The organism is Streptomyces sp. NPDC096013, from assembly GCF_044763565.1.
GTDB lineage: Bacteria > Actinomycetota > Actinomycetes > Streptomycetales > Streptomycetaceae > Streptomyces.
This window is the reverse complement of the sequence record NZ_JBIWGK010000009.1, coordinates 384,757-403,319: the sequence shown is the minus strand read 5'-3', so window position 1 is coordinate 403,319 and position 18,563 is coordinate 384,757. Positions and strand designations below refer to the sequence as shown.

General features: G+C 70.6%; 16 protein-coding genes. 10 read left to right on the top strand and 6 right to left on the bottom strand.

Annotation, left to right across the window (positions count from 1 at the left end; genetic code table 11):
* Positions 1-164: 164 nt before the first annotated feature.
* Positions 165-1,319 (top strand): cystathionine gamma-synthase, encoded by a 1,155-nt coding sequence (locus ACIRB1_RS29605; RefSeq protein ID WP_403467564.1) that lies wholly within the window; start codon positions 165-167, stop codon positions 1,317-1,319.
* A 13-nt stretch (positions 1,320-1,332) separates the two neighbouring features.
* On the opposite strand, the gene ACIRB1_RS29600 is transcribed toward ACIRB1_RS29605, so the two are convergent.
* The 3 genes from ACIRB1_RS29600 to ACIRB1_RS29590 form a co-directional block, all read right to left on the bottom strand.
* On the bottom strand, positions 1,333-1,581 hold the full coding sequence (locus tag ACIRB1_RS29600; protein ID WP_403467563.1) for a hypothetical protein: 249 nt from the start codon (positions 1,579-1,581) through the stop codon (positions 1,333-1,335).
* 34 nt (positions 1,582-1,615) lie between these two features.
* A complete protein-coding gene (locus ACIRB1_RS29595; protein WP_403467562.1) occupies positions 1,616-2,119 on the bottom strand; it encodes a sigma factor-like helix-turn-helix DNA-binding protein in 504 nt (167 codons plus the stop codon).
* 112 nt (positions 2,120-2,231) lie between these two features.
* The gene (locus tag ACIRB1_RS29590; RefSeq protein ID WP_266776710.1) at positions 2,232-2,729 is read right to left on the bottom strand and encodes a MarR family winged helix-turn-helix transcriptional regulator; all 498 of its coding nucleotides are present in this window, start codon (positions 2,727-2,729) and stop codon (positions 2,232-2,234) included.
* A 163-nt stretch (positions 2,730-2,892) separates the two neighbouring features.
* Here ACIRB1_RS29590 and ilvA point away from each other — a divergent pair, with 163 nt between their 5' ends.
* From ilvA to ACIRB1_RS29575, 3 genes are all read left to right on the top strand, one after another.
* A complete protein-coding gene (gene ilvA / locus ACIRB1_RS29585) occupies positions 2,893-4,122 on the top strand; it encodes a threonine ammonia-lyase (protein WP_403467561.1) in 1,230 nt (409 codons plus the stop codon).
* A 180-nt stretch (positions 4,123-4,302) separates the two neighbouring features.
* The gene (locus tag ACIRB1_RS29580) at positions 4,303-5,319 is read left to right on the top strand and encodes an ATP-binding cassette domain-containing protein (RefSeq protein ID WP_403467560.1); all 1,017 of its coding nucleotides are present in this window, start codon (positions 4,303-4,305) and stop codon (positions 5,317-5,319) included.
* Positions 5,316-6,173 (top strand): ABC transporter permease, encoded by an 858-nt coding sequence (locus tag ACIRB1_RS29575; RefSeq protein WP_403467559.1) that lies wholly within the window; start codon positions 5,316-5,318, stop codon positions 6,171-6,173. Before ACIRB1_RS29580 ends, ACIRB1_RS29575 begins: the two co-directional genes overlap by 4 nt.
* 67 nt (positions 6,174-6,240) lie before the next feature.
* Here ACIRB1_RS29575 and greA read toward each other — a convergent pair whose 3' ends face one another.
* Both greA and ACIRB1_RS29565 read right to left on the bottom strand, forming a co-directional pair.
* Positions 6,241-6,741: a transcription elongation factor GreA gene (greA, locus tag ACIRB1_RS29570; RefSeq protein ID WP_352180911.1), complete on the bottom strand. Its 501-nt coding sequence runs from the start codon at positions 6,739-6,741 to the stop codon at positions 6,241-6,243.
* A gap of 169 nt (positions 6,742-6,910) precedes the next feature.
* On the bottom strand, positions 6,911-7,309 hold the full coding sequence (locus tag ACIRB1_RS29565) for a DUF4307 domain-containing protein (RefSeq protein ID WP_352180910.1): 399 nt from the start codon (positions 7,307-7,309) through the stop codon (positions 6,911-6,913).
* 203 nt (positions 7,310-7,512) lie between these two features.
* On the opposite strand from ACIRB1_RS29565, the gene mca reads away from it, so the two are divergent.
* A complete protein-coding gene (mca, locus tag ACIRB1_RS29560; RefSeq protein WP_352180954.1) occupies positions 7,513-8,373 on the top strand; it encodes a mycothiol conjugate amidase Mca in 861 nt (286 codons plus the stop codon).
* Positions 8,366-8,659, top strand: a complete 294-nt coding sequence (locus tag ACIRB1_RS29555; protein ID WP_352180909.1) for a hypothetical protein — start codon at positions 8,366-8,368, stop codon at positions 8,657-8,659. Before mca ends, ACIRB1_RS29555 begins: the two co-directional genes overlap by 8 nt.
* Positions 8,660-8,759: 100 nt before the next feature.
* Here the strand turns inward: ACIRB1_RS29555 and ACIRB1_RS29550 are convergent, their stop codons facing one another.
* Positions 8,760-11,963 carry a tetratricopeptide repeat protein gene (locus ACIRB1_RS29550; protein ID WP_403467558.1) on the bottom strand — a complete coding sequence of 1,068 codons (3,204 nt, stop codon included), beginning with the start codon at positions 11,961-11,963 and terminating at the stop codon, positions 8,760-8,762.
* 183 nt (positions 11,964-12,146) lie between these two features.
* Here ACIRB1_RS29550 and ACIRB1_RS29545 point away from each other — a divergent pair, with 183 nt between their 5' ends.
* The 4 genes from ACIRB1_RS29545 (at position 12,147) to ACIRB1_RS29530 (ending at position 18,537) form a co-directional block, all read left to right on the top strand.
* The gene (locus ACIRB1_RS29545) at positions 12,147-14,177 is read left to right on the top strand and encodes a thioredoxin domain-containing protein (protein ID WP_403467557.1); all 2,031 of its coding nucleotides are present in this window, start codon (positions 12,147-12,149) and stop codon (positions 14,175-14,177) included.
* 192 nt (positions 14,178-14,369) lie between these two features.
* Positions 14,370-15,638 (top strand): glycosyltransferase, encoded by a 1,269-nt coding sequence (locus tag ACIRB1_RS29540; protein ID WP_352180906.1) that lies wholly within the window; start codon positions 14,370-14,372, stop codon positions 15,636-15,638.
* Positions 15,635-17,284 carry an ArnT family glycosyltransferase gene (locus tag ACIRB1_RS29535; protein ID WP_403467556.1) on the top strand — a complete coding sequence of 550 codons (1,650 nt, stop codon included), beginning with the start codon at positions 15,635-15,637 and terminating at the stop codon, positions 17,282-17,284. The genes ACIRB1_RS29540 and ACIRB1_RS29535 overlap by 4 nt, the downstream gene beginning before the upstream one ends.
* On the top strand, positions 17,281-18,537 hold the full coding sequence (locus tag ACIRB1_RS29530; protein ID WP_352180904.1) for a glycosyltransferase family 2 protein: 1,257 nt from the start codon (positions 17,281-17,283) through the stop codon (positions 18,535-18,537). Before ACIRB1_RS29535 ends, ACIRB1_RS29530 begins: the two co-directional genes overlap by 4 nt.
* The last annotated feature ends 26 nt before the right edge of the window (positions 18,538-18,563 follow it).

Below are 18,563 nucleotides of genomic sequence, written 5' to 3'. Positions count from 1 at the left end.
GCCGCCCTGTGGAAAACCGGCGCCGCGCCGCCTGCCGGCCCGGTGGAAACAGCCGTAGCCCTGCCGTCTCGTCCCAGTGGACCACCGCCCCGCCCTGTCTCCGCCGCCCTGTGGAAAACCTTCGGATCGTCGTGCACCCCGCGGGCGCACTACGCTCGGGGCTCATGAGCGACAGGCACATCAGTCAGCACTTCGAGACCCTCGCGATCCACGCGGGCAACACCGCCGATCCCCTGACCGGCGCGGTGGTCCCGCCGATCTACCAGGTCTCGACCTACAAGCAGGACGGCGTCGGCGGTCTGCGCGGTGGCTACGAGTACAGCCGCAGCGCCAACCCCACCAGGACCGCCCTGGAAGAGAACCTCGCCGCCCTGGAGGGCGGCCGCCGCGGCCTCGCGTTCGCGTCCGGACTGGCGGCCGAGGACTGCCTGTTGCGTACGCTGCTCAGCCCCGGCGACCACGTCGTCATCCCGAACGACGCGTACGGCGGCACCTTCCGTCTCTTCGCGAAGGTCGTCTCCCGGTGGGGCGTCGAGTGGTCGGTCGCCGACACCAGCGACCCGGCGGCGGTACGGGCCGCCCTCACCCCGAAGACGAAGGTCGTCTGGGTCGAGACCCCCTCGAATCCGCTGCTCGGCATCACCGACATCGCGGTCGTCGCGCAGATCGCCCGGGACGCGGGCGCGAAGCTCGTCGTCGACAACACCTTCGCGACGCCGTACCTCCAGCAGCCGCTGGCCCTCGGCGCGGACGTCGTCGTGCACTCCCTGACCAAGTACATGGGCGGTCACTCGGACGTGGTCGGCGGCGCGCTGGTCGTGGCCGACGAGGCGCTCGGCGACGAACTGGCCTACCACCAGAACGCGATGGGCGCGGTCGCCGGCCCCTTCGACTCCTGGCTGGTGCTGCGCGGCGCCAAGACGCTGTCGGTGCGCATGGACCGGCACAGCGAGAACGCCACGAAGATCGCAGACATGCTCACCCGGCACGCACGCGTGACGCGTGTTGTCTACCCGGGACTCCCGGACCACCCCGGTCACGAGGTCGCCGCCAAGCAGATGCGGGCCTTCGGCGGGATGGTCTCCTTCCAGGTCGAGGGCGGCGAGGAGGCGGCCGTCGAGGTCTGTAACCGCGCCAAGGTGTTCACGCTCGGCGAGTCCCTCGGCGGTGTCGAGTCGCTGATCGAGCACCCGGGACGCATGACGCACGCGTCGGTGGCCGGTTCGGCGCTGGAGGTCCCCGGCGACCTCGTGCGCCTCTCCGTGGGCATCGAGAACGTGCAGGACCTCCTGGAGGACCTTCAGCAGGCCCTGGGCTAGCCCGCGGCCGGTCTCACCAACCCGTCCGGGGTGGGGTCGTCTCCGACGGCGGCTCCACCCAGGGATGGACCATCGCCGCCCATACGGTGAACGCCACGACCGCCGTCCACAGCAGCAGCCACAGCAGCCGCCGTGCGGCCCGTCTGCGCCGCAGCATCCGGCCGCCGCGCCGCACGACGTCCGCGTACAGCTCCGGCGGCATCTGCGGCGGAGTCCGGTCCATGATCCGCCGTACGGCGGCTTCCCGTTCGGGCCTGTTCACGCGCGCGTACCCCCGTCCCACGGCTTCCCGGGCCTCATGACGGCACCACCTCGGCCCCGCCCACCTTCGGCGCAGGACCGCGCGGCGGATGCAGCAGCCGCGCCGTCGCCCGCTCGCAGATCGTCCGGACCCGCTCCGGGGGGAGCCCGAGCAGCGCGGCGGCCTGCTCCTCGGCGACTCCCTCGTACAGCCTGAGGACGACGATCAGGCGCTCCTGGGGTGCGAGCGCGCCCAGCGGACTGCCGGGGTGGGGACGGCCCTGGCCGAGGCCGCCGTACTGGTGCCAGGCGGCACGGGCGAACCGGGTCGCCAGATACTGCCGGGCACGGTCGTACGGGTCCTCGCCGCGCAGCCGGTCCCAGCTCGCGTACGTGTGTGCCAAGGACAGCGTCAACAGGCGCCGCGCGCGCGGGTTGTCGTCCGGAGCCTCCGCGGTCAGCAGCGTGGCGGCATGCAGCAGCCGCCCTGCCGCGCCCGCGACGAACGCCTCGAACTCCCGGGCCCGGCGGGCGCCTTGCAACGCCTGCCGTTCTCGCACCGCGCACCCTCCCCCCTGAAGGACCCGGTTTCATATGAGGCCAGGGTCGTCGCGAGGTCAAGAGTTCGGTACGAAAGGCGGGTGTCGGGCACCACGCGCGGGTGCCTGCCCGTCAGGAGGCGGACGGTGTGTCGGTGCCCGGGACGGCCATCCGAGCGGAGAGGGCGCTGTTGAAGCGTGTGAGGAGCGCGCAGAACGCCTCGCGCTCCTCCGGTGCCCAGTCGTGTGTCAGCTCTTCCATCAACTGACGCCGGGAGGACCGCACTTCCTCCAGCCGTGACTGTCCGCGCGGGGACAGTTGCAGCACCACCGCGCGGCCGTCCTCGGGGTGCGAGGTGCGCTTGACGAGCCCGGTGTCGACGAGCGGCGCCACCTGCCGGGTGACCGTCGAGGAGTCGATCCCCATGCTCGCGGCGAGCGCCTTGACGCCCATCGGACCTTCCTTGTCCAGGCGGTTGAGCAGCAGGTACGCGGCGCGGTCCATGGAGTTGCGCACCTGTCCGACGCCGCCGAGCCGGGTCTGTTCGGCACGGCGGGCGAACACCGCCACCTCGTGCTGCAGCGTGTCGAGGAGACCGGGTTCACCGACGGTCGTCATGTCCATCGACATTTCAGGTGTTGTGGGCATGGCCGGAGGCTCGCTTCATGAAGGGGGTGCTGGGTTGGGGGACAGGGTACGCGGCCGGAAGGCAGGCCGTACCGGCGCTGCGCAAACCAGTCTCGGAGGTTGGTCACAGCCGTGGCGCGCGCCTGTGAACTGCGATGCTTGAGTCATGAGCTACAGCACGGCTGACTCCTCGCGACCCGTCACCCTCGACGATGTGCGCGGCGCCCAGAAGATGCTCACGGGCGTGGCGCGGGTGACCGCGATGGAAGGCAGCAGGCATCTCACCCAGCTCGTCGGCTCGCCGGTGCACTTCAAGTGCGAGAACCTCCAGCGCACCGGCTCCTTCAAGCTCCGCGGCGCCTACGTCCGCATCGCCGGACTGCTCCCCGAGGAGCGCGCCGCCGGTGTCGTCGCCGCGAGCGCGGGGAACCACGCCCAGGGCGTCGCCCTCGCCTCCGCGCTCCTGGGCGTGCGCTCCACGGTGTTCATGCCCAAGGGCGCGCCCCTCCCGAAGATCAGCGCCACCAAGGAGTACGGCGCCGAGGTGCGCCTGGCCGGCCATGTCGTCGACGAGACGCTGCACGCCGCGCAGGACTACGCCCACGAGACGGGCGCGGTGTTCATCCACCCCTTCGACCATCCCGACATCATCGCGGGCCAGGGCACGGTCGGCCTGGAGATCCTGGACCAGTGCCCGGAGGTGCGCACGATCGTCGTCGGCATCGGCGGCGGCGGGCTCGCGGCCGGAGTCGCGGTCGCGGTGAAGGCGCTGCGGCCCGACGTGCGGATCGTGGGCGTCCAGGCGGCGGGCGCGGCCGCGTTCCCGCCCTCACTGGCCGCCGGGCGGCCGCTGCCCGTCCAGAACCTGGCGACGATGGCCGACGGCATCAAGGTCGGGCGCCCCGGCGACGTGCCGTTCGGGATCGTCGCCGAACTGGTCGACGAGGTCCGCACGGTCACCGAGGACGAGCTGTCCGCCGCCCTGCTGCTCTGCCTGGAGCGGGCCAAGCTGGTCGTCGAACCGGCCGGCGCCAGCCCTGTCGCGGCGCTGCTGAGCGACCCGCGGGGTTTCGAGGGACCGGTCGTCGCGCTGCTGTCCGGCGGGAACGTCGACCCGCTGCTGCTCAACCGCATCCTGCGCCACGGCATGTCCGCGCAGGGCCGCTACCTGGCCGTGACCCTGCGGCTGACGGACCGGCCCGGTGCCCTCGCGACGCTTCTCGGGGTGTTGTCAGTGGTCGACGCTAACGTCCTCGATGTGAGCCACGTCCGGACCGATCCACGGCTCGGGCTCACGGAGGCGGAGGTCGAGCTGCATCTGGAGACGAAGGGTCCCGTGCACTGCGCCGAGGTCGGGCACGCCTTGCGCGAGGCGGGCTACACCGTCATCGACTGAGGTCGGAGACCCTTCGCCACCCGTCCCGTCACTCGTTCGAGTAAATCCATTGAGCGACGCGATACATCGCGTTATGGTGTGTCTCGTGTCGCCGCAGACAGCAGCATGCCGCTCCCCTGGGCAGAACAAAAGACACAAACCTAGGCTTTCCAAAGAATCCCCGACGACGTGGAGACTGATATGCCAGGCGCCATCTATGCCGAAGGCCTGGTGAAGACCTTCGGCGATGTGAAAGCTCTGGACGGCGTCGACCTCGATGTCCCCGAGGGCACCGTGCTGGGCCTCCTCGGGCCCAACGGCGCGGGCAAGACGACCGCCGTCCGCTGCCTGACCACCCTGCTGCGCCCCGACAGCGGCAAGCTGATCGTGGCCGGCCTCGACGTGCTGAAGCAGCCCAACGAAGTGCGGCGCTCCATCGGCCTCTCCGGCCAGTTCGCCGCGGTCGACGAATACCTGACCGGCAGGGAGAACCTGCAGATGGTCGGCCAGCTCTACCAGATGAAGGCCAAGGCCGCGAAGGCCCGCGCCGACCAGCTGCTCGACCAGTTCAACCTCACGGACGCCGCCGACCGCACCGCCAAGACCTACTCCGGGGGCATGCGCCGCCGGCTCGACCTGGCCGCCGCGCTCGTCGTCTCCCCGCCCGTGATGTTCATGGACGAGCCCACCACCGGCCTCGACCCGCGCAACCGCCAGATGCTGTGGGAGGTCATCAAGCAGCTCGTCGCCGGCGGTACGACCCTCCTGCTCACCACCCAGTATCTGGAGGAGGCCGACCACCTCGCGCACGACATCGCAGTGGTCGACCACGGCCGGGTCATCGCCCGCGGCACCTCCGACCAGCTCAAGGCCCGCACCGGCGGCGAGCGCGTCGAGGTCGTCGTGCACGAGCGCGACCACATCCCGATCGCCTCCGACGTCCTGCTCGGCTTCGGCAAGGGCGACACCACCGTCGAGGAGCACACCCGCAAGCTCACCGTGCCCGTCACCGGCGGCGCGAAGCTCCTCGCCGAGGTGATCCGCGAGCTCGACTCCCGCGGCATCGAGATAGACGACATCGGCCTCCGCCGCCCCACCCTCGACGACGTCTTCCTCTCCCTCACGGGCCACCTGGCCGAGGAGAAGGACGAGGAGAACGGCACGGACGCCACCCAGGACCCCAAGGACCGCAAGCACAAGAAGGAGGCCGCGAAGTGAGCGCCGTCACCGATGCCACCCCGATCGCGGCGCCGAGCAGCGCGCTGGGCCAGTCCGTGCACGACTCGCTGGTCGTCGCCCGACGCAATCTCATCCGGATGTCCCGCATCCCGGAGATGGTCATCTTCGGACTGATCCAGCCGATCATGTTCGTGGTGCTGTTCACCTACGTCTTCGGCGGTTCCATGCAGATCGGCGGCAGCACCAGCGCCACCGACTACAAGAACTTCCTGATGGCCGGCATCTTCGCGCAGACCGTCACGTTCGCCACCGCCAGCTCCGGGGCGGGCATCGCGGACGACATGCACAAGGGCCTGATCGACCGGTTCCGTTCGCTGCCCATGGCGCGCGGTGCGGTGCTGACCGGGCGGACCCTCGCGGACCTCGTGCAGACCGCGCTGACCCTGCTGGTCCTCGCGATAGTCGCCCTGCTCGTCGGCTGGCGGGTCGGGTCGGACGGCAGCACCAACGCGGGCAAGGTCCTCGGCGCCTTCGGACTGCTGCTTCTGCTCGGGTACGCGTTCACCTGGATCGGCGCCCTGATCGGCCTCAGCGTCCGTACACCCGAGGCGGCCACCTCCGGCGGACTGATCTGGCTCTTCCCGGTGACGTTCATCTCGAACGCGTTCGTGGACACCAGCAACATGACCCCCTGGCTGCGCCACATCGCCGAATGGAACCCCTTCAGCGCCACCGTGCAGGCCTGCCGGGTGCTCTTCGCCAACCCGGGACAGTCGCCCTCGGACGCCTGGCCCATGGTGCACCCGGTGTGGGCCTCACTGATCTACTCGCTGCTGATCATCCTCGTGTTCCGGACCCTGGCGGTGCGGAAGTACCGCTCGGCGACGGCCTGAGGGCGCACGACGAAGCCCCCGGCGCGGCGAAGTCGCCGGGGGCTCGCCGAAGGGCGGTTCCGGAGGGTCAGCCGTTGTACGGCTCGGCCTTGAGGATCGTCACCGAGGCCTTCTTGCCGTTGGGCAGTTCGTACTGCGCGACCTCGCCCACCTTGTGGCCCAGCACGCCGGAGCCCAGCGGGGACTGCGGCGAGTAGGTCTCGATGTCGGCGCTCGCGTATTCGCGCGAGGCGAGCAGGAAGGTCGTCGTGTCGTCCTCGTCACCGTCGAAGGCGATCGTCACGACCATGCCGGGCGCGACCGCGCCGTCCGCCGATGCCGGGGCCTCGCCGACCTTGGCCTTCTCCAGGAGCTGGGTCAGCTGGCGGATGCGGAGCTCCTGCTTGCCCTGCTCCTCCTTGGCCGCGTGGTACCCGCCGTTCTCGCGCAGGTCGCCCTCCTCGCGAGCGGCCGCGATCTTCACGGTGATCTCGGCGCGCGCGGGACCAGACAGGTACTCCAGCTCGTCCTTGAGCTTGGTGTACGCCTCCTGCGTGAGCCAGGTGACGTCTTCGCTGGTCTGGGTCACAGGGTGCTCCTCGTAGGTACTGGGAATACAAAGCATCGCCCTACCCAGAAGAATGTTCCTTCATGGAAGGGCGAAACCACGAGCCTAACAATTCAATGGCGTCAGGGGGAGGACATAAGCCGTCAGAAATACGTCAACGCAGGTCAACGCCTACGTAACGAGGGTGACGTCAGTCGGCGTGGCACCCGAGCAGCTCGGCCGTGGTGCCCCTGGCCGTGGTGCGCAGGGTGACGACCCGGTCGATGCGGGTCGCGGAGCCGCCGAAGCGGAAGTCGGCGCGGCCCACCTCGGACTGGTCGGCGGCCTGGGAGCGCAGGGTGCAGTAGCCGGTGGTCCCGGAGTCCTTGTGGACCTCCAGATGCACCTTGACCTCGTTGTCCGAGGCCTGGAAGGTGATCACCTCGGCGCTGATCTTGGCCTCGACGACGTAGTGGTAGGCGAAGTACCCGACGAGGCCGAGCAGCAGCGCGGCGAGGACGGCGCCGGCGATCTTGAGCTTGTGGTCGGCGCGCTCGTCCGACGAGCGGCCGTAACGGCCCTCGGGCAGTCGCGCACTCGCCGTACTCATGATCGTCCTTTCGGCAGAGGGCCGTGGAAGCGGGCCCCCGGAATTATTCGCCCCCGGATTCGGTCACTATAGGAGGCCCCGCCCGCCGCCCGACCACCGCCCCTCACCGACGTCCCTGCGGGACGGCACCTTCTGAATTGCACCCCAGGACACCGGGGCGCCGACTTACTGAGGATTGAGTCTTGACTGACCAGCTGCGACTGATGGCCGTCCACGCCCACCCCGACGACGAGTCGAGCAAGGGCGCGGCCACCATGGCGAAGTACGTGTCCGAGGGGGTAGACGTGCTGGTCGTGACCTGCACGGGCGGGGAGCGCGGCTCCATCCTCAACCCGAAGCTCCAGGGCGACACGTACATCGAGGAGCACATCCACGAGGTGCGCAAGAAGGAGATGGACGAGGCCCGCGAGATCCTCGGCATCAAGCAGGAGTGGCTCGGCTTCGTCGACTCGGGGCTGCCCGAGGGCGACCCGCTGCCGCCGCTGCCCGAGGGCTGCTTCGCGCTGGAGGACGTCGACAAGGCGGCCGGCGAGCTGGTGAAGCAGATCCGTTCGTTCCGCCCGCAGGTGATCACCACCTACGACGAGAACGGCGGCTATCCGCACCCCGACCACATCATGACCCACAAGATCTCGATGGTGGCCTTCGAGGGCGCGGCGGACACCGAGAAGTACCCGGAGCCGCAGTACGGCCCGGCGTACCAGCCGCAGAAGCTGTACTACAACCAGGGCTTCAACCGGCAGCGCACCGAGGCCCTGCACAACGCGCTGCTGGCGCGCGGCCTGGAGTCGCCGTACGAGGACTGGCTGAAGCGGTGGAACGACGCCGAGCGGACGGAGCGGGTGCTGACCACGCACATCCCGTGCGCCGAGTTCTTCGAGATCCGCGACAAGGCGCTGCTCGCGCACGCCACGCAGATCGACCCCGACGGGGGCTGGTTCCGGGTGCCGATGGAGATCCAGAAGGAGGTCTGGCCGACCGAGGAGTACGAGCTGGCGAAGTCCCTCGTCGCCACGTCCCTCCCCGAGGACGACCTCTTTGCGGGCATCCGCGACAATGCCTGACATGAGCTCAAGCGCAGCCCTGGCAATGACGCACCTGGTCCCCCTCGCCGAGGTCGACGAGAACAAGGTCACCCCCGGCGTCCTCGGCTTCATCGTGTTCGCGGTGATGGCCCTGGCCGTCTGGGGCCTGATGAAGTCCATGAGCAAGCAGATGAACAAGGTCGACTTCAAGGAGACCTCGGATCCGCGGGCCGAGTCCGGGGACAAGGCCGAGGGCAAGGCCGGGTCCCGGGCCGGTTCCGAGACCGCCGCCACCCCGGCGGACCCCAAGGCCAAGCAGGGCTGACCCGGCGGCCTGCGCGAGCGGTGCCCAGGGGGTGCCGGACACCGGCACCTCCTTCCTCAGGGGGTGCCGGACACCGCCACCCCATCACCTCCCGCGTTCTTCAGGAGGTGCCGGACATGGCCACCCCCATCACCTCCCGCGCATGCCGGCTCGGCACCATGCCGAGCCGCCAGGCCTGCCAGCCCGCGTCCAGGTTCACGCCCCGCTCCAGCAGCAGCTGGTACGCCTCCACGTAGTCGTCGAGTTTCGCGTCGCGGTACGGATGCCGGGTGCGGGACAGCTGGGCCAGTTCCTCCTGGGCGACCGCCGTGCCGACCTCGACCCCGCCGGGGGCCGCGTACGGCAGCAGCGTGGAGCGCAGGAAGCGGGCCCAGTCCTCGCCCCGGTGGTCGCCGTACGAGGTGAACAGTCCTACGGCCTCGTCGCACAGCGCCAGTGCCTGTTGGGTCCGGGCGTTGCCCGCGTCGACGACCGCGAGCTCCAGGCAGGTCCACGCCTCGCCGTGGGCGACGCCGATGCGCTGGAAGTCGGCGCGGGCGTCGACGAGGAGCTGGCGGGCGAACCCGGAGTTGCGCAGCGAACCGGTCTGGGCCGCCCGCTGGTCGCGGGTCACGCGCGCCGAGTGGTGCCGGGCGCAGGCGAGGCCGTAGACGTCGCGCATGCGGGAGAACATCGTGCGGGAGCGTTCCAGCTCGCGGACCGCGAGATCCAGGTTGCCGGTCTCCTCCAGGGCCTGGCCGAGGTAGTAGACGGTCCAGGCCTCGCCGCGGGCGTCCTCGTTGTCGCGGTGCCGGGCGGCGGCCTGGCGCAGGCCGTCGATCGCGGGGGACGGGTCGCCGGCGACGAGACGGGCGCGGGCCAGCTGGGTCAGCGCCCAGGCCTCGCCGCGGGCGTCGCGGGTACGGCCGTAGAGGCCGAGGGCGGTGGTGAGTTCGGACTCGGCGCGCGGGATGTCGCCCATGCGCAGGCCGAGTTGGCCGAGCTGGAAGTGGGCCCAGGCCTCGCCGTGGACGGATTCGCCGGCGCGGTGCAGGACCAGGGACTCGGTCAACAGCCGCATGGCTTCCGGGAGTCGGGCGCGATCGCGTTCGACGGCGGCCAGGGCGTGCATGGTCCAGGCGCGGTCCGTGGCGAGTTGCGGCGGCGCTTGCAGGTCGAGGGCCTCGCGGAGTTTCGCCGCCGCCTCGGTGAGGTTGCCCTGGTGGTGGAGGGTGATGCCGAGCGAGCAGAGGGCGCGGGCGGCGCCCGCGTCGTGATGGGCCTCCATGTAGAGGTCGACGACGGAGGTCAGCGTGGTGCGCGCCTTGTCGAGTTCGCCGAGCTGCCGGGCCGCGATGCCGGTGCGCCACTGCACCGAGCGGACAAGCAGCCCCTGGTCGACGGCCTGCGCCAACTCGCTGATCTCACCGAGGCGGTAGAGGTCGCCGCGGAGCAGGCAGTAGTCGCAGAGCGCGCCCAGCAGATTGAGTACGGCGCCCTGGTCGACGCCCTCCGCGTGCCGCAGCGTCGAGGTGATGAAGCTCGACTCGTCGTCCAGCCAGCGCAGCGCCTCGTCGAGCGAGGTGAAGCCGTGCGGGCCGAAGCGGTCCGAGCGCGTCGACATGTTGCCGTCGACCAACCGCAGGACGGAGTCGGCGAGTTCGCCGTAGTTCACGATCAGCCGCTCCTGCGCGGCCGTACGCTCCGAGGGCTCCTCCTCGTCGAGGAGGCGGGCCAGGGCGAAGGCGCGGACCAGGTCGTGCAGGCGGTAGCGGGTGCCGCGGACGTGGTCGATGAGGCCCGCCCGGGACAGGGCCGTCAGCTGGCGGGTGGCCTCGGTCTCGTCGGCGCCCAGCAGGGCCGCCGCCGCTGCCGCGCCCAGCGAGGCCCGGCCGGCCAGCGCGAGCCGGCGCAGCAGCGTGCGGGCCGGTTCGGACTGGTCGGTGTAGCGCAGCCACAGGGCCCGCTCGACCGGCTCCACCGGGCCGTACGCGCCGAGATCCGTGGCGAGCCGGCCCGGTGAGCGCGGGCCGAGGGACGAGCCGGCGATGCGCAGTGCCAGGGGCAGTCCGCCGCACAACTCCCTGATCCGGTCGGCGGATTCGGCGTCGTACGGCTCAGAACCGTCCTGTGCCGCCGCGCCGAGCAGCTCCTCCGCGCCCGCCGCGTCCAGTGGCTCGACCGGCAACTGGTGGACCCAGGCAGCGAGTTCGGCGGGCAGGTCGAGGGGTTTGCGGGCGGTGACCACGACCAGGCTGTCCGAGCGCTCGGGCACCAGGGTGGCCACCTGCGCGACGTCGGAGGCGTCGTCCAGGACGATCGTCACCGGCAGGCCGGTGAGGTGCTGGTGGTACAACTCGCTCAGCCGCTTGACCTGTTGGTCGGGTGAGGAACGCTCACGGAACAGCAGCTGCTCGCGGGGCGCGCCGAGCCGGTTCAGCAGGTGCAGCAGGGCGTCACGGGTGGGCAGCGGCGGCTCGCCCGGGCTGTCGCCGCGCAGGTCCACCACGCAGGCCCCGCGGAACTGGTCCCGCAGCTCGTGGGCGGCCCGCACCGCGAGGGTCGTGCGTCCCGAGCCGGGCGCGCCGTGCAGCACGACCACGGTCGGCCGGGTCTCCGTACTCGCCCGCCCCGCCTGCACCAGCTGCCGGATTCGCGCCAGCTCGGCCCGACGCCCGGCGAACGGCCCCGTGGCATCCGGGAGTTGGCCGAAGGACTGCTCCAGCACGCTCCTTCTGCGCGCCGCCGCGCTCTTGTCCGCGCCGCGCAACTGCGGTCCCGGCTTCCGCGTCGGCCCGGTCGAGGCGGCCAGCACCCGCTGCTGGTCGAGGAACGGCCGGATGCCCCGCACCTCCAGCGCCGTCAGCCACTGCAACCGCAGCTGCTCGGGCCCGCCGGGCTGGCTCACGGCACCGGCGCGGTGATGCGCGGCGGGCAGATGCGAGGCGGTCACCTTCACGACGGTGGCCGCCGCACCCACGACGCCGACGGTCACCCCGGCACCCAGGGCCGTACCGGTCCCGGTACCGAGGGCGAGGTCGGCGACCAGTGCCGCGACCGCCGCGACGGCCGCCACCAGCAGAGGAGTTCCGCCGCCCTCCCGCGCATACCGCTGCCCGAAGGTGAGCTGGCCCGCCGACGCCTCGTCCAGCGCGGCCGTGTAGGCCGCGTACTCCTCGGCCGCCGTCTCCGCCATGGCGTCCAGAGCGGCCCGGGACCGCGTCAGCAGCACCTGCCCGTCCGTGCGTCCGCCGGAGCGCCGCACCTCCTCCTCCACGGCGCGAGCCAGCAGCCGCTCGGCATCGGTCCGATGGCCGTCCCGCATGTCACGTCCCCCTCCGGCGGCAACTCCCTTGCCTACGAGTGTCCTTCGGCGAGCGCGCCGGCGCGAGAGGGCGACGATCACTCGTTCGCCGTACGGAACCGGTAGCGGAACCACCATCGGGACCGGAGACGCAACCGGTGGCCGGTCCCGCGGGCCCCGGCTCCGGTCAGGCACGATGGGGGTATGCCGAACCGACTGGCCCACGAGACGTCCCCCTACCTCCTCCAGCACGCCGACAACCCCGTCGCCTGGTGGCCCTGGTCGGCCGAGGCCTTCGAGGAGGCGCGGAAGACGAACAGACCGGTGCTGCTCAGCGTCGGATACAGCAGCTGTCACTGGTGCCACGTCATGGCTCACGAGTCCTTCGAGGACCAGGCCACCGCCGACTACCTCAACGAGCACTTCGTCAGCGTCAAGGTCGACCGCGAGGAGCGCCCTGACGTCGACGCCGTCTACATGGAGGCCGTGCAGGCGGCCACCGGCCAGGGCGGCTGGCCCATGACCGTGTTCCTCACCCCCGACGCCGAGCCCTTCTACTTCGGCACGTACTTCCCGCCCGCGCCCCGCCACGGCATGCCCTCCTTCCGGCAGGTCCTCGAAGGCGTGCGCGGCGCCTGGACCGACCGGCGGGACGAGGTCGCCGAGGTCGCCGGGAAGATCACCCGGGACCTCTCCCAGCGCGAGATCGACTACGGCGGCACCGAGGCCCCCGGCGAGGAGGAGCTGTCCCGCGCCCTCCTCGGCCTCACCCGGGAGTACGACCCGCAGCGCGGCGGATTCGGCGGCGCGCCCAAGTTCCCGCCGTCCATGGCCCTGGAGTTCCTGCTCCGCCACCACGCCCGCACCGGCGCCGAGGGCGCCCTGGAGATGGCCCGGGACACCTGCGAACGCATGGCCCGCGGCGGCATCTACGACCAGCTCGCCGGCGGCTTCGCGCGCTACTCCGTCGACCGCGAGTGGACCGTCCCGCACTTCGAGAAGATGCTCTACGACAACGCCCTGCTCTGCCGGGTCTACGCCCACCTGTGGCGCAGCACCGGCTCGGCCCTCGCGCGCCGCGTCGCCGTGGAGACCGCCGACTTCATCGTGCGTGAACTGCGCACCGCCGAGGGCGGGTTCGCCTCCGCTCTCGACGCGGACAGCGACGACGGCACCGGCAAGCACGTCGAGGGCGCCTACTACGTCTGGACGCCCGCACAGCTCACCGAGGTACTGGGTGAAGAGGACGGCGCTCTCGCCGCCCAGTACTTCGGCGTGACCGAGGACGGGACCTTCGAGGAAGGGCAGTCCGTCCTTCAACTCCCGCAGGACGAGGGCGTGTTCGACGCCGACAGGATCGCCTCGGTCAAGAGCCGTCTCCTGGACGCCCGTTCGCGGCGCCCCGCCCCCGGCCGCGACGACAAGGTGGTCGCCGCCTGGAACGGCCTCGCGATCGCCGCGCTCGCCGAGACCGGCGCCTACTTCGACCGCCCCGACCTGGTCGAGGCCGCGGTCTCCGCCGCCGATCTCCTCGTACGCCTGCACCTGGACGAGCACGCCAAGCTGGCCCGCACCAGCAAGGACGGCCACGTCGGGGCGAACGCCGGGGTGCTGGAGGACTACGCCGATGTCGCGGAGGGCTTCCTCGCGCTGGCGTCGGTCACGGGGGAGGGGGTCTGGCTGGAGTTCGCCGGGTTCCTGCTCGACCATGTCCTCGCCGGGTTCGTCGACGAGTCCGGGGCGCTCTACGACACCGCCGCCGACGCCGAGCGGCTGATCCGCCGGCCGCAGGACCCGACCGACAACGCCACCCCGTCCGGCTGGACCGCCGCCGCCGGTGCCCTGCTGAGCTATGCCGCGCAGACCGGCGCCGAGCCCCATCGCACCGCCGCGGAAAGGGCGTTGGGGGTCGTGAAGACGCTCGGGCCGCGTGTGCCGCGGTTCATCGGGTGGGGCCTCGCGGTCGCCGAGGCGTATCTCGACGGGCCGCGCGAGGTCGCCGTCGTAGGACCGTCCCTCGATGACGAGGCCGCAAAAGCCTTGCACCGTACGGCACTTCTGGGGACCGCTCCCGGGGCCGTGGTCGCCTTCGGGGTGGCGGGGAGCGACGAACTGCCGCTGCTGGCGGACCGGCCGCTGGTGGACGGTGAACCAGCCGCGTATGTCTGCCGTAACTTCACATGTGACGCGCCGACGACCGACCCGGAGCGGCTGCGCACCGCGCTGAACAGGTGAAACGACACAGTCGTAACCACCCCAAACGCGACCTGTACGAGAAATGCTCACGTGCGCGTCTCATGGTGATGAAACACGCTCTTCACTGAAATCACCTGTCCACTTCACAGATCGCCCATAGTGTCTGCCCCGTGACGCGACGGCCGTAACTCACCGTCGCGCCAGGGGGTATTGGATCTGGGGGGATCTGTTGTGCTGACGTCTGTCTTCATCGCTGTCGTTTCGCTGGCGCTTTTCTGGATGGCCGCCTTCACCCTGTGGTGGCAGATGCACGCGTGGCGCACGCCCGAAGTGCTCGCCTCCACCCGATTCAGCAGCCCGGACGGGGACGAGCACGTCTCGTTCTCGCTGCTGCTGCCGGCCCGGCACGAACAGGCCGTGCTCGACCACACCATCCAGCGACTGCTGGAGTCCACACACACCGACTTCGAGATCATCGTGATCGTGGGGCACGACGACCCCGAGACCGCGGCGGTGGCCGACAGTGCCGCCGAGCGCGACCCGCGCGTCCGTGTCGTCGTCGACACGCACGAGAAGAAGAACAAACCGAAGGCCATGAACACGGCGCTGCCGCACTGCCGCGGCGATGTCGTCGGGGTCTTCGACGCCGAGGACCAGGTCCATCCGGAGCTGCTCGCCCACGTCGACCACGCGTTCCGGACGACGGGAGCGGACGTGGTCCAGGGGGGCGTCCAGCTGATCAACTTCCACTCCAGCTGGTACAGCCTGCGCAACTGCCTGGAGTACTTCTTCTGGTTCAGGTCCCGGCTGCATCTGCACGCGCAGAAGGGGTTCATCCCGCTGGGCGGCAACACCGTCTTCGTGCGCACCGACACCCTGCGCGAGGCCGACGGCTGGGACCCCGACTGCCTCGCCGAGGACTGCGATCTGGGCGTCCGGCTGTCCAGCGTCGGCAAGAAGGTCGTCGTCGCCTACGACTCCGACATGGTGACCCGGGAGGAGACCCCCGGCTCGCTGATGTCGTTGCTGAAGCAGCGAACCCGCTGGAACCAGGGCTTCCTTCAGGTCTACCGCAAGAAGGACTGGCAGCAACTCCCGGGATTCGGGCAGCGGTTGCTCGCCCGCTACACGCTGATGACCCCGTTCCTCCAGGCCTTCTCGGGTGTCATCATCCCGCTGAACGCGGCGGTCGCGCTCTTCCTCGACGTGCCGGTGGGCATCGCGTTCCTCACCTTCCTGCCGCTGGTCACCGCCGCCGTCACCTTCGTGTTCGAGGTCGTCGGCCTGCACGACTTCGGCAAGCAGTACGGACTCCGTGTCCGTGCCGTCCACTACCTGAAGCTCGTCGTGGGCGGCCCCTTCTACCAGGTGCTGCTCGCCGGAGCCGCCATCCGCGCCGTCTGGCGTGAGCAACGCGGCCGGAACGACTGGGAGTTGACCTCCCACGTCGGCGCGCACCTCACCGAAACCGCAGTGATCCGAGAGGACGTTCCTGCGTGACTTCCACCCTTCCCGCGGCGACCACCACGGTCCCCGCGCAGCGGCAGCCTGCGCCTGAAACCGGTTCGGCGGGCCGAACGACGCCACCGTCACGGCTGCGTTCCGCCCGCCCCGACCTCCTCCTCTGCGGCCTGCTCCTCACGGCGATCCTCGTCGTGCAGGGCTGGAACATCGCGGACTACCCGACGCTCAGCGACGACGAGGGCACCTACCTCGCCCAGGCCTGGGCCGTCCAGCAGGGCACCGGACTGGCCCACTACACGTACTGGTACGACCACCCGCCCCTCGGCTGGATCCAGATCGCCCTGCTCACCTGGCTCCCCGCGCACTTCAGCCCCGACTCGATGACCGTCGGCACCATGCGCCTCGCCATGCTGGTCATCAGCGCGATCAGCGCGGTCCTCGTCTACGTCCTCGGCCGCCGGCTCTCGCTCCCGCGCTGGGCGGCGGGCCTGGCCATGCTGCTCTTCGGGCTCTCCCCGCTGTCCGTGATCCTCCAGCGGGAGATCTTCCTCGACAACATCGCCGTGATGTGGATGCTGCTCGCGTTCTGCCTGGCCGCGTCCCCGAGTCGCCATCTCTGGCACCACTTCGGGGCAGGTCTCGCGGGCGCGGCCTCGGTCCTCACCAAGGAGACGATGCTCGTCGTCCTGCCCGCGCTGCTGGTCACCATGTGGCGCCACGGCCACCGCGACACCCGCAAGTTCGCGCTCACCGGCGCCATCACCGCCTGCGCCCTGATCGGCCTGTCGTACCCCCTCTTCGCCCTGCTCAAGGGCGAGTTGGTGCCGGGCAGCGGCCATGTCTCGCTGTGGGACGGTCTCAAGTACCAGATGACCAGACCGGGTTCGGGTTTCATCCTCGACCAGGCCTCCGGCTCCTACGGCGTCCTCCACTCCTGGCTGTACTACGACCGCGTCCTGCCGCTGGGCGGCCTCGCCGGGGCGGTGCTCCTGCTGGTCACCTGGCGCTGGTCGGTCACCGCCCGCTCGCTCGCGGGACCGGCGATGACCGTGGCGATCCTCGCCCTGGTCTCGCTGCGGCCCAACGGCTATCTGCCCGCGATGTACATCATCGGCGCGCTGCCGTTCCTCGCCCTCGTCCTGGCCGGGGGCACCGCCTCCGTCGCCCACGCGGTGCTGCGCAGATGGCGTGGCGAAGAGGAGAAACGGTACGTCACCGGGGTGCGGTACTCGCTCGCCGTGGTCCTGGCGATCGCGGCCGGCGTCTATGTCGTACCGAAGTGGTACGACGGCGACCGCACCGCGATGACCGCCGACGCGAACGCGCCCTACCGGGGTGCCTCGACGTGGCTGTCGACCGAGGTGAAGGACCCGAAGGACACCCGGGTCCTCGTCGACGACGCCCTCTGGCTCGACCTGGTGCACGCCGGGTACCGGCCCGGGCTCGGGGTCATCTGGTTCTACAAGGCCGACCTCGACCCCGCCGTCACGAAGACGCTGCCGCACGGCTGGAAGGACATCGACTACGTGGTGGCCTCCCCGACGGTACGGCGCGACGCGGTCGACCTGCCCAACGTCAAGGCGGCGATCGAGCACTCCACCCCGGTCGCCACCTTCGGCACCGGCGCGGACCGCATCGAGATCCGGCAGATCCAGCCCGAGACCGTGGGAGCCCAGCGATGAGCCAAGAGTCCATGGTCCCCGGCGAGTTGGGCGACCCGGCCGTACGGGGTGCCGAGATCGCCGAGCCCGGCGCCGTCACCATCGTCGTACCGACCTTCAACGAGTCAGCGAACGTAAGGGAGTTGCTGCACCGGATCACCGAATCGGTGCCCACCCGGCTGCCCTGCGAGGTCGTCTTCGTGGACGACTCCACCGACGACACCCCCGAGGTGATCTCCGAGGCGGCGCAGGACTGCCCGTTCCCGGTGACCGTGCTGCACCGGGAGGAGCCCGTCGGCGGGCTCGGGGGCGCGGTCGTCGAGGGCATCAAGGCGGCGACGTCCGACTGGATCGTCGTCATGGACGGCGACCTCCAGCATCCGCCGTCCCTGGTACCGGAGTTGGTCGGCACCGGCGAGCGCGCGCACGCCGGACTCGTCGTCGCCTCCCGGTACATCAAGGGCGGCAGCCGCGAAGGGCTCGCGGGCGGCTACCGCGTCGCCGTGTCCCGCGGGGCGACCTGGCTGACCAAGACGCTCTTCCCGCGAAAACTGCGGGGGATCAGCGACCCGATGAGCGGCTTCTTCGCGATCCGGCGCAGTGCGGTGACGGCGGAGGCGCTCAAACCGCTCGGCTACAAGATCCTGCTCGAACTCGCCGTCCGCAGCCGTCCGCGCACGGTCACCGAGGTGCCGTTCGTCTTCCAGGACCGGTTCGCCGGGGAGTCCAAGTCGACGGCGCGGGAGGGCTTTCGCTTCCTCCGTCACCTGCTCGGGCTGCGCACCGCGTCGCCAGTCGCGCGCATGGTGGTCTTCGGCCTGATCGGCGCCACCGGCTTCGTGCCGAACCTGGTCGGCCTGTGGGCGCTCACCCGGGCGGGCATGCACTACGTCCCCGCCGAGATCCTCGCCAACCAGCTCGGCGTGGCCTGGAACTTCCTGCTGATCGAGCATCTGCTCTTCCGCGACCGGCGCCGGCACCGCAGCTGGTGGGACCGGACGGGCCGGTTCGCGCTGCTCGCCAACGCCGATCTGGTGCTGCGGATTCCGCTGATCGCCCTGTTCGTCCACAAGTTCGGCATGGGCGCCGTGCCCGCGACCGCGCTCGCGCTGGTCATGACGTTCGTCCTGCGCTTCGTCGGAACCGAGGCGCTGGTCTACCTCCCGCGCCGCCCGGGCGGAGGGGCGCGTCGGTCTCCCGACACCGACTTGGGCGCCCCGGAGCCCGCGAAGAACAAAGGCGAGAGTCGTACAGCACCAGGGAGAGCCGTATGAACAAGTACCGAGAAGAACCGCGTTCC

What these genes read in the sequence shown, in the direction of transcription:
- ACIRB1_RS29545 (WP_403467557.1), top strand. Translation starts at nt 12,147, where the DNA reads ATGCCGAACCGACTGGCCCACGAGACGTCCCCCTACCTCCTCCAGCAC.
- ACIRB1_RS29605 (WP_403467564.1), top strand. Translation starts at nt 165, where the DNA reads ATGAGCGACAGGCACATCAGTCAGCACTTCGAGACCCTCGCGATCCAC.
- ACIRB1_RS29555 (WP_352180909.1), top strand. Translation starts at nt 8,366, where the DNA reads ATGCCTGACATGAGCTCAAGCGCAGCCCTGGCAATGACGCACCTGGTC.
- ACIRB1_RS29565 (WP_352180910.1), bottom strand. Translation starts at nt 7,309, where the DNA reads ATGAGTACGGCGAGTGCGCGACTGCCCGAGGGCCGTTACGGCCGCTCG.
- ACIRB1_RS29590 (WP_266776710.1), bottom strand. Translation starts at nt 2,729, where the DNA reads ATGTCGATGGACATGACGACCGTCGGTGAACCCGGTCTCCTCGACACG.
- mca (WP_352180954.1), top strand. Translation starts at nt 7,513, where the DNA reads ATGGCCGTCCACGCCCACCCCGACGACGAGTCGAGCAAGGGCGCGGCC.
- ACIRB1_RS29580 (WP_403467560.1), top strand. Translation starts at nt 4,303, where the DNA reads ATGCCAGGCGCCATCTATGCCGAAGGCCTGGTGAAGACCTTCGGCGAT.
- ilvA (WP_403467561.1), top strand. Translation starts at nt 2,893, where the DNA reads ATGAGCTACAGCACGGCTGACTCCTCGCGACCCGTCACCCTCGACGAT.
- ACIRB1_RS29550 (WP_403467558.1), bottom strand. Translation starts at nt 11,963, where the DNA reads ATGCGGGACGGCCATCGGACCGATGCCGAGCGGCTGCTGGCTCGCGCC.
- ACIRB1_RS29530 (WP_352180904.1), top strand. Translation starts at nt 17,281, where the DNA reads ATGAGCCAAGAGTCCATGGTCCCCGGCGAGTTGGGCGACCCGGCCGTA.